Source organism: Oerskovia sp. Root22 (genome assembly GCF_001429135.1).
GTDB lineage: Bacteria > Actinomycetota > Actinomycetes > Actinomycetales > Cellulomonadaceae > Oerskovia > Oerskovia enterophila.
This window is the reverse complement of sequence record NZ_LMIL01000001.1, coordinates 615,902-631,146: the sequence shown is the minus strand read 5'-3', so window position 1 is coordinate 631,146 and position 15,245 is coordinate 615,902. Positions and strand designations below refer to the sequence as shown.

At 75.2% G+C, this 15,245-nt stretch carries 11 protein-coding genes; 9 read left to right on the top strand and 2 right to left on the bottom strand.

Annotation, left to right across the window (positions count from 1 at the left end):
• Positions 1–66: 66 nt before the first annotated feature.
• Complete coding sequence (locus tag ASE15_RS02675; protein WP_056761014.1) at positions 67–441, bottom strand: hypothetical protein; 375 nt, start codon at positions 439–441, stop codon at positions 67–69.
• Positions 442–852: 411 nt separating this feature from the next.
• On the opposite strand from ASE15_RS02675, the gene ASE15_RS02670 reads away from it, so the two are divergent.
• The 8 genes from ASE15_RS02670 (at position 853) to ASE15_RS02635 (ending at position 13,037) form a co-directional block, all read left to right on the top strand.
• Positions 853–2,331 carry an MFS transporter gene (locus ASE15_RS02670; protein WP_082618124.1) on the top strand — a complete coding sequence of 493 codons (1,479 nt, stop codon included), beginning with the start codon at positions 853–855 and terminating at the stop codon, positions 2,329–2,331.
• Between the two features lie 137 nt (positions 2,332–2,468).
• Entirely contained in the window at positions 2,469–4,808 is a 2,340-nt protein-coding gene (locus ASE15_RS02665) for a molybdopterin oxidoreductase family protein (protein WP_235534140.1), read from the top strand.
• Positions 4,805–6,799 (top strand): FAD-dependent oxidoreductase, encoded by a 1,995-nt coding sequence (locus ASE15_RS02660; protein ID WP_235534086.1) that lies wholly within the window; start codon positions 4,805–4,807, stop codon positions 6,797–6,799. The genes ASE15_RS02665 and ASE15_RS02660 overlap by 4 nt, the downstream gene beginning before the upstream one ends.
• Positions 6,800–7,050: 251 nt before the next feature.
• Complete coding sequence (nirB, locus tag ASE15_RS02655; RefSeq protein ID WP_056761468.1) at positions 7,051–9,684, top strand: nitrite reductase large subunit NirB; 2,634 nt, start codon at positions 7,051–7,053, stop codon at positions 9,682–9,684.
• Positions 9,681–10,115, top strand: a complete 435-nt coding sequence (gene nirD / locus ASE15_RS02650) for a nitrite reductase small subunit NirD (RefSeq protein ID WP_082608353.1) — start codon at positions 9,681–9,683, stop codon at positions 10,113–10,115. The genes nirB and nirD overlap by 4 nt, the downstream gene beginning before the upstream one ends.
• A gap of 29 nt (positions 10,116–10,144) precedes the next feature.
• A complete protein-coding gene (gene cobA, locus ASE15_RS02645) occupies positions 10,145–10,942 on the top strand; it encodes a uroporphyrinogen-III C-methyltransferase (RefSeq protein ID WP_369800536.1) in 798 nt (265 codons plus the stop codon).
• Between the two features lie 65 nt (positions 10,943–11,007).
• Positions 11,008–12,099 (top strand): uroporphyrinogen-III synthase, encoded by a 1,092-nt coding sequence (locus ASE15_RS02640; protein WP_056761464.1) that lies wholly within the window; start codon positions 11,008–11,010, stop codon positions 12,097–12,099.
• Positions 12,096–13,037 carry a sirohydrochlorin chelatase gene (locus ASE15_RS02635; RefSeq protein ID WP_082618119.1) on the top strand — a complete coding sequence of 314 codons (942 nt, stop codon included), beginning with the start codon at positions 12,096–12,098 and terminating at the stop codon, positions 13,035–13,037. Before ASE15_RS02640 ends, ASE15_RS02635 begins: the two co-directional genes overlap by 4 nt.
• Before the next feature lie 56 nt (positions 13,038–13,093).
• Here the strand turns inward: ASE15_RS02635 and ASE15_RS02630 are convergent, their stop codons facing one another.
• Positions 13,094–14,593 (bottom strand): MFS transporter, encoded by a 1,500-nt coding sequence (locus ASE15_RS02630; protein ID WP_200960495.1) that lies wholly within the window; start codon positions 14,591–14,593, stop codon positions 13,094–13,096.
• A gap of 152 nt (positions 14,594–14,745) precedes the next feature.
• On the opposite strand from ASE15_RS02630, the gene soxR reads away from it, so the two are divergent.
• Entirely contained in the window at positions 14,746–15,216 is a 471-nt protein-coding gene (gene soxR, locus ASE15_RS02625) for a redox-sensitive transcriptional activator SoxR (protein ID WP_056644581.1), read from the top strand.
• Positions 15,217–15,245: the final 29 nt, after the last annotated feature.

Sequence of the window (15,245 nt, the reverse complement as noted above, 5' to 3'; positions counted from 1 at the left end):
GGCGCCGTCCTTCCGTACCGGCACCACCGGGCGGGAGGGCGGCGCCTGCACGTCCCTGCCCGGTGACTACCCCTGGTGGGTCGACGCGTGCCACCGGTCCTGCGTGTCGTACGGGAGCTCGTCGTCGTAGTACCACCCCACGGGCATGCGGGACGGGTCGAACCAGACGTGGCCGCCCCTGGTCCAGCGACGCCGGTACGCGATGATCCGCTCGGGCGTGGTGTCCTCGACCCCGCTCTCGGCCCCGCAGCAGTCGCAGATCGCGTGCGTGGGCCCGTCGAGGGTCCAGCCCGGCTCCTCCAGGTCCCACGCGCACACGCGGCACAGCGTCGCGCGGTTCGCGGCGTCCCCCGGGCCGTCGGCCCGTGCGAGGCGGACGAGCGCGGAGAGGGCGCGGAGGGGGTGGGCTGCTCCGGGTGCTGCGATTCTCTGACGCGGCATGCGCGGATCCTTCTGCTCGGTCTCGGCCCGTCGGACGTCGGTCCGACGGCGGGCCCACGCCGTCCGAGGCCCCGGAGTGCGCCCTCTCCAGGGGTGGCCGACGCGCGGGCTGGCGTGAGTCTAGACCGCGGAGCCGTGGACGGGACAGGATGAAACGCCGGACTCCTGCCCGTGTCTCGGAGGCACGCTCCGGACACCTGAGGGCTCCTGCCGCAGAACCCTGCGACGCGCCCCCGCCACGGCGCCGACCGACGGGCGGCGCGGCCTCTCACAATCACCCGGGGGCGGCTGTGCGCAAAGCCTTACGGACGGGAAACGGTCGGCTCGCCCCCGGGAAACACGCGTTTCCTACCGTCGCGGGTACTGGTCGAGCGCCGCTCGACGCGCCAGGTCCCCGCTCCAGGAGGCGCCATGTCCGTCCCCGCAGGTCCCCCCTCGCAGGCCACGACCACGACCGACCACCCCACCACCGACCAGCCCGCGCGCCCGACGGGCGCTGCGTCGTCGGGCACGGGCGTGCGGACCGAGACCGCACCGGGCGCCGCACCGCAGAGCGCCCCGCACCGTCGCGGGCGCTGGATCGACCACTGGGATCCCGAGGACCCCACGTTCTGGCGCGACGGCGGCCGCAAGGTCGCCACCCGCAACCTGTGGATCTCGGTCTTCGCCGAGTTCCTCGGGTTCGCGGTGTGGGCCCTGTGGTCGATCGTCGTGCCGCAGCTCGGCGCGGCCGGCTTCACCTTCACCGTGGACCAGCAGTTCTGGCTCATCGCGGTCCCCAGCCTCGTGGGCGCGACCCTGCGCATCCCGTACACGTTCGCGGTCCCGCTGTTCGGCGGGCGCACCTGGACCGTCGTGTCCGCGCTCCTGCTCCTGGTGCCCACGGTCTCGCTCGCGGTCGTCGTGCAGAACCCCGAGACGCCGTTCGGCGTGATGCTGCTCGTCGCGGCGCTCGCGGGCGTCGGCGGCGGCAACTTCGCGTCCTCGATGGCCAACATCTCCTTCTTCTACCCGGAGAAGGAGAAGGGCAGGGCGCTCGGGCTCAACGCCGCGGGTGGCAACCTCGGGACGGCCGCGGTCCAGTTCGCGGTGCCGCTCGTGATCGTCGCCGGCGCGGGCATCGCGCTCGAACGGGCGGGGCTCATGATGATCCCGTTCATCCTGCTCGCGGCGTTCCTCGCGTGGCGGTACATGGACAACCTGACGCACGCCAAGGCCGACTTCCGCTCGTTCGCCGCCGCGACCCGCAACCGGCACACGTGGATCATCTCGTTCCTCTACATCGGGACGTTCGGGTCGTTCATCGGCTACTCGGGTGCGTTCCCCACGCTGCTCAAGAACCAGTTCCCCGAGGTCACGCTCTCGATCGCGTTCCTCGGCGCGCTCGTGGGCTCGGTGTCCCGGCCGCTGGGCGGGACGATCGCCGACAGGGTCGGCGGGGCGCGCGTGACGATCGTGGCGTTCGGCGTCATGGCGCTCGGGGCCTTCGGAGCGATCCAGGCCCTCGAGTCGCACAGCTTCGGGCTGTTCTTCGGGTCCTTCCTGCTGCTGTTCGTCGCGACCGGCATCGGCAACGGGGCGACCTACCGCATGATCCCCGCGGTCTTCGCGGCCTCGGGGGAGCTCGCCGCACAGACCCTGCCCGACGACGAGCGCGCGGCCCACCGCACCCGGATCCGCAAGGCGGCCGCGGGCTGCATCGGCATCGCGGGAGCCATCGGGGCGTTCGGCGGGTTCCTCATCCCGCGCGGCTTCGCGATCTCGAACGACCTGGCCGGGTCGCTCGTGCCGGCCCTGTGGATCTTCATCGGCGTGTACGCGGTCATGGCCGTGGTCACGTGGGCCGTGTACCAGCGCCGGGGTGCGCGCATGGCCGCGGCCGGGATCTGAGCATGGTCGTCCACCCCGCCGCGGTCCCCGTCGCAGGCCCGGCCGGCGCCCGGGACGCCGCCGCCCGCCCCGGGCGCGCGGCGCCGTCGGGCATCGCGACGGACACGCACTGCCCCTACTGCGCGCTGCAGTGCGGCATGTCGCTCACGCCCGCGCAGGACCGTGGGCCCGACGCCGGAGCCTCGCCCCGCGTGGTCGTCGCACCGCGAGAGTTCCCCACCAACAAGGGCGGGCTGTGCCAGAAGGGCTGGACCAGCGCGAGCCTGCTCACCGCGCACGACCGGCTCACGGTCCCGCTCGTGCGCGACCGCACGGTCGACGCGGCGGGGGCCGTGACCCGCGGCGGGCTGCGGCCCGCGACGTGGGACGAGGCGCTCGGGCGGGTCGCCCGCGGCATCACGGAGATCCAGGCCGCGTCGGGGCGCGACGCGGTCGCGGTCTTCGGCGGCGGGGGACTCACCAACGAGAAGGCGTACGCGCTGGGCAAGCTCGCACGGACGGTCCTGCGGACCGCGAACATCGACTACAACGGGCGCTTCTGCATGGCGAGCGCCGCGGCCGGTGCCAACCGCGCGTTCGGTGCCGACCGTGGCCTGCCGTTCCCGCTCGCGGACCTCGCGGGGGCCGACGCGGTGCTGCTGCTCGGCTCGAACCTGGCCGAGACCATGCCGCCCTCGGTCCAGCACCTCGCGGGCGTGCGCTCGCGCGGCGGGCTCGTGGTCGTGGACCCGCGACGGTCGGCCACGGCCGCGCTCACGGGCGCGGGGGCGCCCGGTGGTGCGGCGGACGCGGCACCCCAGGGCGTCCACGTGCAGCCCGTCCCCGGCACCGACCTCGTGGTGCTGCTCGCGCTCCTGCACGTCGTGTGGGCCGAGGGGCTCGCGGACGAGGAGTACCTCGCCGCGCGCGTGTCCGGGGTCGACGACGTGCGCCGCGCGGTCGCGGCCTGGTGGCCCGAGCGCGCCGAGACCGTGTGCGGGATCGCGGCCGACGAGCTCCGCCGGGTCGCACGGCTGCTCGCCGCGGCCTCGCCCGTGCGCGGCGGGCGCGGCGCGTACGTCCTGACGGGGCGCGGCGTCGAGCAGTCGACCCAGGGGACCGCGACCGTCACGGCCGCGATCGACCTGGCGCTCGCGCTCGGGCTGCCCGGCCGGACCGGCTCCGGGTACGGCGCGATCACGGGGCAGGGCAACGGGCAGGGCGGCCGGGAGCACGGACAGAAGGCCGACCAGCTCCCCGGCTACCGCAAGATCGACGACCCGGCCGCGCGCGCCCACGTCGCCGCGGTGTGGGGCGTGGACCCCGCCTCGCTGCCCGGGCCGGGCAAGCCTGCGGTCGAGCTGCTGCGCTCGCTCGGGACGCCGGGAGGGCCGCGCGCGCTGCTCGTGCACGGGTCGAACGTGCTGGTCAGCGCCCCGGACGCGACCCGGATCGCCGAGCGCCTCGACGCCCTGGACCTGCTCGTGGTGTGCGACCTGGTGCCTTCCGAGACCGCGCTGCGCGCCGACGTCGTGCTGCCCGTGACGCAGTGGGCCGAGGAGGAGGGGACCATGACCTCGCTCGAGGGGCGCGTGATCCGCCGCAGGCAGGCCGTGACGCCGCCGACCGGCGTGCGGTCCGAGCTGTGGGTCTTCGCCGAGCTCGCGCGCCGCCTGGGCTCGACCGTGCCGTTCCCGCTCGACCCGGCCGAGGTGTTCGACGAGCTGGCCCGGGCCTCGGCGGGCGGCGTCGCGGACTACTCGGGGCTCAGCCACGCGCGGCTCGACGCCGACGAGGCCGCGGGTGGGCCGGGACTGTTCTGGCCCGTGCCGGCCGTGCCCGCTCGGTTGTCAGAACCAGGCCGGGCTGGGGACCGGGGAGCTTCTGACAACCCGGCCGGGCGAGGGACGCACCCCGGCACCCCGCGACTGTTCCTCGACCGCTTCCACACCCCCGACGGCCGGGCGCGCATGGTCGCGGTCGACCACGTCGGGCCCAGCGACGACGTCCGCCCCGACGCTCCCGTCTACCTGGTGACGGGCCGCGTGCTGCAGCACTACCAGTCGGGCGCGCAGACGCGCCGCGTGGCCGAGCTCGACCGGATCGTGCCCGGCCCGTTCGTCGAGATGCACCCGATCCTCGGCTTCCGCCTCGGCATCCAGGACGGGGACCCGGTGCGGCTCACCTCGGCCCGGGGCGAGGTCCGGGCGCCCGCGCGCTGGAGCGACAAGATCCGTCCCGACACGGTCTTCATGCCCTTCCACTGGAGCGGGGCCGGGAGCGTCAACCGGATCACGACCGACGCGACCGACCCGATCTCCGGGATGCCCGAGTTCAAGGTCTGCGCTGTCGCGGTCGCGCCGGACCCGGCCGGGGACCTGCCGTCGGACCCTGCGCCGGGCAGGCCGCCCGGCGCGGCCGCAGGAGTGGCGCCCGGCGCGGCTGCGGCGCCGGCCCGCGGCCGGGGCCACGAGTTCTCCGAGGAGGTGGTCGTATGACCGACGCCGCTGCTGAGCTGTCAGAACCAGGCCGGGCCATGGCCCGGCCTGGTTCTGACGACCTGCCCGGGGGACGGGCGCACGAAGGCGAGGCCCCTGACGACGGCCCTGGCGCCGCGGCGCCGTTCCGGGTCGTCGTGGTGGGCAACGGCATGGTCGGGTCGCGGTTCGCCGCCGACCTCCTGGCCACGGCCGGCCCGGACCAGGAGCACCGCGCCCGGCCCCTGCGCGTCACGGTGCTCGGCGACGAGGAGTACGACCCGTACAACCGCGTCCTGCTGAGCGAGGTCGTCGCGGGCCGGGCCGACATCGGCGCGCTGACCCTGCCCTCGACGGGCGACGAGCGCGCCGAGGTCCACCGCGGCGCGCCCGCGATCGCGATCGACCGCTCCTCGCGCGCCGTGCTCACGAGCGACGGAGCGTTCCCGTACGACGCCGTGGTGCTCGCGACCGGCTCGTCCGCGCGGGTCCCGGACGTGCCGGGGCTCGGGTCGGGGCCCGGCGGGACGCTCCCCGCCGGGGTCCACGCGCTGCGCACGCTCGACGACGCGCGCGAGATCGTCGCCGCGACCTCCAACGCACGCCGCGCCGTCGTGATCGGTGCGGGCGTCCTGGGGCTCGAGGTCGCGTGCGGCCTGGCCCGACGTGGGCTCGCGGTGACCGTGGTCCACGGCGGGGCGAGCCCCATGGACCGCCAGCTCGGCCCCGACGCGGGCCTCGCGGCCTCGCGCACGCTCGCCGAGCTCGGGATCGAGGTCCGCACCGGGGTGCGGACGCGCGAGGTCGTGGTGCGCGGCGTGAGCGGCCGGGGTGCGGTGGTCGCGGGCGTCGTGCTCGTGCCCGACGCCGACGAGGTCCCGACCGACCTGCTCGTGCTGGCCTGCGGGACCGTGCCCGAGGCGACCCTCGCCCGGACCGCGGGCCTGACGGTGGACCGGGGCGTCGTCGTCGGGCACGGGCTGGCGAGCCCCGACGACCCCGACGTGTACGCGATCGGGGACTGCGCGCAGCCGCCCGAGGGCGGGACGGGGCTCATCGCGCAGGGGTGGGAGCAGTCGCGGCGGCTCGCGGCGCTGCTCGCCCTGCGCGTGCTGTCAGAACCTCGCCGGGCTCTACCCCGGCCAGGTTCTGACACCTCGGGGGCCGCAGCACGAACCCACGTCCGCTTCACCGACGACGAGCGGCCCAGCATGGCACTGCGGATCGCGCTAGGCGTCGAGCAGGGTGGGAGGAGCCCCGGGGACGAGCAGCTCGAGATGCGGCCAACGGGGGTCAGCAGCCTCCTAGCACCCCCGTTGGCCGCATCTCGTGGCGAGGGGGTGATGACCGGGGCCTCATCCACTCTCCCGGCCGACTCGCCGGCCGCCCTGTCGGTCGACCCACCGGTGGGCTCGGCGGTCGCACCGGCGAGGACGCCCCCCGCCGCCCCGACCGACGTGGTGCGCCTCAAGGCCGCGGGCCTCGACGTCGTCGCGATGGGCGTCTGCGGCGCGCGGAGTGCCCACGACCCGAGCCACCGGACGCTCCGCCTGACCGACCCCGACGCGGGGCGGCACGTCGAGGTCGTCGTCGCGGGCGGGTTCCTCGTCGGGGCGACCGTGGTCGGCGCCCCGCAGATCGGTGCCGACCTCACCGCGACCTACACGCGCCGGGTCCCCGTGCCCGCGGACCCGGCCCACCTCCTGCTGCAACCCGTCGCGCAGGCCGCCGCTCCGGCGTCGGACCCCACGCACATGCCCGACCGGACCACGGTCTGCAGCTGCAACGGCGTGACCAAGGGCGACATCGTCGCGAGCTGGCGCGAGGGAGCCCGCAGCACCACGGACATCGCGCGCGCGACGCGCGCGACGACCGGGTGCGGCGGCTGCAAGGACGTCGTGTGCGGGCTCGCGGACTGGCTCCGCAAGTCCGACCCCGAGCAGCCGGGGACGGCGTCCGCCACGCCGCCTGCGGGCGGACGGGCCCCCGAGCCCGTGCCGGTCCACGGCTGACCTGGGCGGGCGACGGTTCAGCGCCGTGCCGGCGCCCCTCCGGATCGACGATCCCTCTTCTCACGCGCACCCCGCCGTGCGCGTGAGAAGAACGTTACGGAGGGGCAAAGGGGAGGGTGCGGCGTGGAAACCGCGCGTCTCTAGTGTCCGGAGCAGCAGCTGCTTCCCGGACACCCGGACCGCACCCCCCAGGAGCCCCCGTGACCACACCATCGAGCTCTTCCCGCCATCTCGTGATCGTCGGCGGCGGCATGGTCGCCCAGCGCCTCGTCGAGGCGCTGCGTGCGCGTGACACCGCCGGCGAGTGGCGGGTCACCGTCTTCGCCGAGGAACCCCGCTACCCCTACGACCGCGTCGCGCTCACCTCCTACTTCTCGGCGCGCGACCCCGAGGAGCTCAACCTCGGGGACCCCACGCTGTGGGACGACCCGCTCGTGCGCCTGGTCCGCGACTGCCGCGTCGACTCGATCGACCGCGAGGCGCGTCAGGTCACCGACCGCCTGGGCCGGGTCCACGACTACGACGAGCTCGTGCTCGCGACGGGCTCGGACGCGGCGCGGCCGCCGATCCCGGGCAACGAGCTGCCGGGCGTGTTCGTGTACCGCACGATCGACGACGTCGCGGCCTTGCGCGGGTGGGTCGAGGCCAAGCGCGAGGAGCGGGCCGGGTCGTCGTACGACCGCCCGGTGCGCGGCGCCGTCATCGGCGGCGGGCTCCTGGGGCTCGAGGCCGCGGGAGCGCTCAAGGCGCTCGGCGCCCAGGCGACCGTCATCCAGTTCGGGACGCACCTCATGGACGCCCAGATCGACCTGGGCGGCGGGCAGGCGCTCGGTCGCCTCATCAACGACATGGGCATCGCGGTGCGCGTGAGCACCGCGACCAAGGAGATGCGGCCCGCGCGCACCACGGGTCACGTGGGCCGCCTCGATTTCGTGGACGGCGGGCGGCTCGACGTCGACGTGGTCGTCATGGCGACGGGCGTCCGGCCGCGCGACAACCTGGCCCGGGACGCGGGCCTGCCGGTCGGTGAGCGCGGTGGCGCGGTCGTCGACCTGTCGTGCCGGACGCCGGACCCGCACGTGTGGGCGGTCGGCGAGGTCGCGTGCATCGAGGGCAGGTGCCTGGGGCTCGTGGCCCCGGGGTACGCGATGGCCGAGGTCGTCGTGGACCGGCTGCTGGGCGGCGAGGCGACGTTCCCCGGTGCGGACACCGCGACCAAGCTCAAGCTGCGCGGCGTGGACGTCGCGAGCTTCGGCGACGCGTTCGCGCGCACCGAGGGCGCCATGGAGCTCGTCTACGCGGACCCGGTCGCGGGCGTCTACAAGAAGCTCGTCCTGTCCGACGACGCACGGACCCTCCTGGGCGGCGTGTTCGTGGGCGACGCGACGCCGTACGCGTCGCTGCGTCCCATGGTCGGGCGCGAGCTGCCGGGCGACCCCGGGGCGTTCCTGCTGCCCGAGGGCTCGTCGGGGGGCGGCGCGGCGGGGCTCGAGCTGCCCGACGACGCGACCGTCTGCTCGTGCAACAACGTCACGGCGGGCACGATCCGCTCGGCCGTGACCGAGCACGCGTGCACCGACGTCGCCGCGGTCAAGTCGTGCACCAAGGCCGGCACGAGCTGCGGCTCGTGCCTCCCGCTCGTCAAGAAGATCACGACGACCGAGCTCGAGAAGGCCGGCATCGAGGTCTCGAACGCGCTGTGCGAGCACTTCGAGCTCTCGCGGGCGCAGCTCTTCGACGCGGTCCGCGTCGCGGACCTGCACACGTTCAGCGAGATCATCGCGCGGTTCGGTCGCGTTCCTGCCGGCGTGCCGGAGACGCCCGACGGCGTCGCCCGGGCCGGGCTCCCGGCCGCGGGCCCCGGCCGTGGTTGCGACATCTGCAAGCCGGTCATCGCGTCGATCCTGGCGTCGCTGGGCAACGGTCACATCCTGTCGGGAGAGCAGGCCGCGCTCCAGGACACCAACGACCACGTCATGGCGAACATGCAGAAGGACGGCACCTACTCGGTGGTCCCGCGCATCCCGGGCGGGGAGATCACGCCCGAGGGGCTGCTCGTGATCGGGCAGGTCGCGAAGGACTTCGGGCTCTACACCAAGATCACGGGCGGCCAGCGGATCGACATGTTCGGTGCGCGGATCGAGCAGCTCCCGCTGATCTGGCGCCGGCTCGTCGAGCACGGCTTCGAGTCGGGCCAGGCGTACGGCAAGTCGCTGCGGACCGTGAAGTCGTGCGTCGGGTCGACGTGGTGCCGGTTCGGCGTGCAGGACTCGGTGGGCATGGCGGTCGAGCTCGAGCTGCGGTACCGCGGGCTGCGCTCGCCGCACAAGATCAAGCTCGGGGTCTCGGGGTGCGCGCGCGAGTGCGCCGAGGCCCGCGGCAAGGACGTCGGCGTGATCGCGACCGACAAGGGCTGGAACGTGTACGTGGGTGGCAACGGCGGCTTCACGCCCAAGCACGCGAGGCTCCTCGCGGAGGATCTCGACGACGCGACGATGATCCGCACGATCGACCGCTTCCTCATGTACTACATCCGCACCGCGGACCGCCTGCAGCGCACGTCGGTGTGGGTCGACGAGGTCGAGGGTGGCCTCGACGGGATCCGTGCCGTGATCCTCGAGGACTCCCTGGGGATCGCCGCGGACCTCGACGCCGCGATGGCGGGTCACGTCGACGCGTACGAGGACGAGTGGCGCGCCGTCCTGGAGGACCCCGAGAAGCTCCGGCGGTTCGGTTCCTTCGTCAACGCGCCCGCGACGGCCGACCCCGACCTCGCGTACGTCGCCGAGCGCGGTCAGCCGCGACCGGCCACGACCGCCGAGCGCGAGGGCGCTGCGACGGGTGGGGTTCTGATCGCCGGGACGACTCTGGAGGTACGCAGATGAGCACGAGCACGTGGGGTTCCGAGGCCGTGGTGGCGGAGCCGGGGGCACGAGGCGCGGGCGGGACGGGCTGGGAGGCCGTCTGCCGGGCCTCGGACCTCGCGGTCGAGCGCGGCGCCGCGGCGCTCGTCGGCGGGCAGCAGGTCGCGCTCTTCCGGCTGACCGACGGTCGGGTGCTCGCGGTCCAGCAGCTCGACCCGTTCAGCGGGGCCAACGTCATGTCGCGCGGGATCGTGGGCACGCGCGGGGGCGTCCCGACCGTCGCGTCGCCGATGTACAAGCAGGTCTTCGCGCTCGAGACCGGGGTGTGCCTCGACCCCGTGGGGTTCCTCCCGGTGCTCGCGGCGGGACCGGACCTGGTGACGTGGCCCGTCGAGGTGCGTGCCGGCGTCGTGCACGTGGGCGTGCCCGCTGCGGACGGGACCGCGTGCTGACCGCCCGGTCACCGGCTCCCTGCCCCGCGGTGCCGGACAAGGTGTCAGAAGCCCACCGGGCCATACCCCGGCCACGTTCTGACAACGGATCGGTGACCCTCGTGGGCGGGGGGCCCGGAGCGACCGACCTGCTCACCCTCCGTGGCTACCGTGCGCTCATGACCGCCGACGTCGTCGTGGTCGACCGCCTGGGCCCCCTCCAGGTCCTCGACGACCTCCCCGCGAGCGTCGAGGTCATCGACGTCGGCAAGACCCCGGGCCACCACCCCGTGCCGCAGCACGAGATCAACGCGATCCTCGTCGAGCAGGCGCAGCGCGGCCGCACGGTCGTGCGGCTCAAGGGCGGCGACCCGTTCGTGTACGGCCGCGGCGGGGAGGAGGTCCTGGCCTGCCGCGCCGCGGGGGTCCCGGTCGAGGTCGTGCCGGGCGTGAGCAGCGCCCTGTCCGTCCCGGCGCTCGCGGGCATCCCCCTCACGCACCGCGGGACGGTCGGTGCGTTCCTCGTGGTCAACGGCCACGGCGGTCTGGACGTGGGCGCGCTGGCCGCGGTCCGCGATCGCACGGCTACCCTGGTGATCCTCATGGGAGTGTCGATGCTGAGCGAGATCACGGACCAGGCGGTCACCGCCGGGGCCGACGTCGGCACGCCCGTCGCCGTCGTCGAGTCGGGTTCCACGGAGCACCAGCGGGTCACGCGCGCCACGCTCGGGACGCTCGTCGAGCGCGCGGCCCAGGTCGGGGTGCGCGCCCCGGCGGTCGTGGTCGTGGGGGACGTGGCCGCCGCGGACCTGCTGGTCCCCGCCCTCGTCCCGGAGATGTCCCTGTGACGGGAGCGGTCCAGGGGTCGGCGGTCCCCGCCACCGCAGCGCAGCGCCCCGCGCTCGGCCAGGTCATGGCCGGCTGCACGGTCCTCGTCACGGCCGACCGGCGCTCGGCCGAGCTCGCCGCGGCCCTGGTCCGCCGGGGGGCCGAGGTGCGCCACGCGCCCGCCCTGAGCATGGTGCCCAACGAGGACGACGAGGCGCTCCTCGCGGGCACGCGCGACCTGATCGCCCGCCCGCCGGACGTCGTGGTCGTCACCACGGGCATCGGGTTCCGCGGCTGGATCGAGGCGGCCGACGCCCACGGGCTGGCCGACGAGCTCCTGGCCGTCATGGGCGGGGCACGCCTGGTCGCCCGCGGGCCCAAGGCGCGCGGCGCGATCCAGGCCGCCGGCCTCCAGGCGGACTGGGTCGCGGAGTCGGAGACGTCGGGAGAGATCGCCGACGTCCTGCTCGGCGAGGGCGTCGACGGGCTGCGCATCGCCGTCCAGCACCACGGTGCGGGGGCCGACGGCCTGGACACGGTCTTCGCGCAGGCGGGCGCGGACGTCGCGAGCCTCATCGTCTACCGCTGGGGCCCGCCGCCCGACGAGGCGGCGCTCCGGGCCTCGGTCCACGCCGCGGCGGGCGGCGAGATCGACGCCGTCGTCTTCACCTCGGCCCCGGGCGCCGAGGCGTGGCTCGCGGCCGCGGAGTCGGAGGGCGTCGGCGACGCGGTCGTTGCACGGTTCGCGAGCGGCAGCATGATCGCCGCGGCCGTCGGACCCATCACGGCCCGCCCCCTTGCGCACCGCGGGATCGCGACCCTCCAGCCGGACCGCGGGCGCCTCGGCGCGCTGGTCCGGACGCTCGTCGGTCACTACGAGCACGCCGAGACCCTCGCGCTCGTGACCGTCGCGGGCATCCTGCAGATCCGCTCGCGCGTCGCGGTGCTCGACGGTCGCGTGCTCCCGCTCTCGCCCAGCGGGCTCGAGGTCCTGCGCCTGCTCGCGTCGCGGGCCGGGGAGATCGTGACCCGCGACCAGGTCCTCGCGGCGCTGCCCGGCGACTCGCGCGACCCGCACGCCGCGGAGGTCGCCGTGGCCCGGCTGCGCGAGGCCGTGGGCGAGCGCGCCCTCGTCAAGACCGTCGTCAAACGTGGCTATCGACTGGAGCTGGCATGAGCACGGAGATCCTGGGGTTCCCTTCCGGCGAGACCGAGGGGAGCCCGTCGTCGGGCGCAGCGGGCGCAGCGGGCGCAGCGGGCGCAGCGGGCGCTGCAGACGCAGCAGCCGCACCCGTGCTCGTCGGCTGCTCGCACGGGACCAACGACGTCGCCGGCCAGGCCGCGATCCGTGCGCTGCTCGACGACGTCCGTGCGACGCGCCCCGACCTGGACGTCCGGGAGGCGTTCGTCGACGTCCAGCAGCCCGAGGTGGCCGACGTCGTCACGCACGCGGTCGCACCGCGCGCCCCGGGCGAGGGGCCGGGCGGTCAGGCCGTGGTCGTCCCTCTGCTGCTCTCCACGGGCTTCCACGTGAACGTCGACATCACCGAGGCCGTCTCGCCCGAGCACGAGGGACGAGGTCCCGAGCACGGTGCGGCGACCGCCGCCCGCGCGCTCGGCCCCGACCCGCGCCTCGCGCAGATCCTCGCGGACCGCCTCGCCGCGGCCGGGACGCGTCCGCACGACGCGGTCGTGCTCGCGGCCGCCGGGTCGAGCAGGTCGGGGGCCGCGCGCGACGTCGAGGCCGTCGCCGAGCACCTGCGGGCGCACCACGACGGACCGGTCACGGTCGGGTTCGGCGCCATGGCGACCCCGTCGGTGCGTGACGCGGTCGCGGCGGCGCGCGAGGCGCTCGGCGTGGCCGCGGTCCCGGGCGAGGCGACCACCGCCTCGGGCGCAGGCGCCGACGCGGCCGGCGCGGCGCCGTCGGGCGGTGAGGACGAGCCTCCCCGCGTGGTCATCGCCGCCTACCTGCTGGCCCCCGGTTTCTTCCACGACCGCCTGCTCGAGGCCGGCGCGGACGTCGTCACGGCCCCGCTCGCCCCCGACGCTCGTCTGACCGCGATCGTGCTCGACCGCTACGCCGAGGGCGTCGCGGCGCTGCCGGCTCGCTAGGCGGACCGCACCGCCCGGACCGCACCGCCCGGGCCGCAGCCCGGGGGAGCCGCGGCTCAGGCCGGGACCCGGGTCCTCGGCGCGACGAACGCCGCGAGCAGCGCGATCACGACCGTCACGCCGAAGCAGATGACGTAGGCCAGGAGGCCGAACGCGTCGTGCAGGGCCCAGAGCATCGACCCGGTCACCGCGAGAGCGATCGCCGCGGACAGCGCGTCCGAGACCTGGAGCGCCGAGCTGTTGGCGCCCTGCTGGTCCTCGGGCGACAGGGCGAGCGTGAGCACCGAGAGCGTCGGGTGGACCATGCCCATCCCCAGGCCCGCGACGGTCCACGAGAGCATGCCGAGGATCGGGGGCACGGAGGGCCACGCGAGGAGCGCGGTGCCCGCGATCCCGCCCGCGATGAGGAACGACCCGACGAGGACGAAGCGCGAGTGCGGCCATCCCCAGTGAGCCTTCCCGCGCAGCCACGCGCCGACCGACCAGCCGATCGCGCCGAACGTCAGGACCCCGCCCGCCTGCGCGGGGGAGAGGCCGCGCTCGTGCGAGAGGAGCAGCGGCAGCAGGACCTCGGTGCCCGTGAAGGCTGCCGCGACGAGGCCGCGGATCGCGATCACCGAGGGCAGCCCGCGCGCCGCGCGCACCGTGCCGCGCGGGAGCAGGTGCGGCACGCTCACCACGACCAGACCGAGCGCGACCACGAGCGCGGCGTACAGCAGCACGCCCTCCTGCTGGCCCGCGAAGTGCAGCAGGCCGATGCCCACGGCCGCGGCCACGGCCCACCACAGGGCCGCGTTCCCGCCGCGGTCGGCGGCGTCCGCCGCGTCCGTCGCGCGGCGGTCCTGCACGACGGCGCGCAGGCCGGGGCGCATCATGAGCACGGCCGGGACCGCGAGGAACGGCACGGCGAGGAAGACCCAGCGCCACCCGACGTGCTCGACGACGAGCCCTGCGACCGCGGGGCCGACGATCGAGGGCACGACCCACGCGGCGGCGAAGGCTGCGAACACCGACGGGCGCCGGTCCTCGGGGAACACCCGGGCGACGAGCACGTACAGCGCGACGATGTACATCCCGGTGCCGAGCCCCTGCACCACCCGCCCCGCGACGAAGACCTCCATGGTCGGGGCGAGCCCTGCGACGACCAGGCCGGCGAGGAAGAGGCCGACGCCGGCCCACAGCGACGGGCTCGGGCCGAACCGGTCGCACCAGCGGCCCGCGGCGACCATCCCGACGACGCTCGCGGCGATCGACCCCGCGAACGCGACCGCGTAGAGCGTCAGGCCGTCGAGGGCCTGCGCGACGGTCGGCATCGCGGTCGCGACGGCCAGGGCCTCGAACGCGCCGAGCAGCACGAGAGCGACCATGCCGATCATGACCGTGCGCTGGGTCGCGGGGGACAGGCCGCCGCCGGTCGAGCCACCGCCGGTCGGGCCGTGGGCGTCGGGACCTGTTTCGTCCGGAGGTGCGGCCGCCGCGGGGGAACCGAAGGCGGGGGAGTCAGCGATCGCCTCGGCGACGTCGGCCTCGGGCGCCAGGGGGCGTAGTGGTTCCATGATTCCTCGCAGGGGTGGGCGCCGGCCGGATGGGGCGTCGCGCGACAGGTGCGCTCGGTCGAGCGCTTCGACTAGTCTCGAACCTCAACCATTGTCGAGGTCAAGCGCATCCGACCCGTCGATGGACGGAGTGACGAATGCCTGGAGCAATCATGCCTGACGAGGGGCCCCACCCCGACGACGAGCTCACGGTCGGCGAGCTCGCCCGCCGCAGCGGCGTCACGGTGTCGGCGCTGCACTTCTACGAGCGCGAGGGACTGCTCACCGCGCGCCGCACCCCGGGCAACCAGCGCCGCTACCCGCGCGAGACGCTGCGCCGCGTCTCGTTCATCAAGGTCTCCCAGCGCGTGGGGATCCCGCTCGCGCTGGTCCGCGAGGCGCTGGGGACGCTCCCGCAGAACAGGACGCCCACCGCCAAGGACTGGCGCCGACTCTCGCGCATGTGGCACGCGGACCTCGACGCCCGGATCGAACAGCTCGTGCGCCTGCGCGACCACCTCACCGACTGCATCGGGTGCGGGTGCCTGTCGCTGCGCAAGTGCGTCCTGGCCAACCCGCACGACGTGCTGGCCGAGGAGGGCCCCGGTCCCCGCACCCTGCTGGTCGACGGGCTCGACGACTGAGGGGTGGGAGCGCACGCCGCGTGCGTCCG

Coding starts and splice junctions, on each gene's coding strand:
- ASE15_RS02675 (WP_056761014.1), bottom strand. CDS start 441: ATGCCGCGTCAGAGAATCGCAGCACCCGGAGCAGCCCACCCCCTCCGC.
- ASE15_RS02670 (WP_082618124.1), top strand. CDS start 853: ATGTCCGTCCCCGCAGGTCCCCCCTCGCAGGCCACGACCACGACCGAC.
- ASE15_RS02665 (WP_235534140.1), top strand. CDS start 2,469: ATGTCGCTCACGCCCGCGCAGGACCGTGGGCCCGACGCCGGAGCCTCG.
- ASE15_RS02660 (WP_235534086.1), top strand. CDS start 4,805: ATGACCGACGCCGCTGCTGAGCTGTCAGAACCAGGCCGGGCCATGGCC.
- nirB (WP_056761468.1), top strand. CDS start 7,051: ATGGTCGCCCAGCGCCTCGTCGAGGCGCTGCGTGCGCGTGACACCGCC.
- nirD (WP_082608353.1), top strand. CDS start 9,681: ATGAGCACGAGCACGTGGGGTTCCGAGGCCGTGGTGGCGGAGCCGGGG.
- ASE15_RS02640 (WP_056761464.1), top strand. CDS start 11,008: ATGGCCGGCTGCACGGTCCTCGTCACGGCCGACCGGCGCTCGGCCGAG.
- ASE15_RS02635 (WP_082618119.1), top strand. CDS start 12,096: ATGAGCACGGAGATCCTGGGGTTCCCTTCCGGCGAGACCGAGGGGAGC.
- ASE15_RS02630 (WP_200960495.1), bottom strand. CDS start 14,593: ATGGAACCACTACGCCCCCTGGCGCCCGAGGCCGACGTCGCCGAGGCG.
- soxR (WP_056644581.1), top strand. CDS start 14,746: ATGCCTGACGAGGGGCCCCACCCCGACGACGAGCTCACGGTCGGCGAG.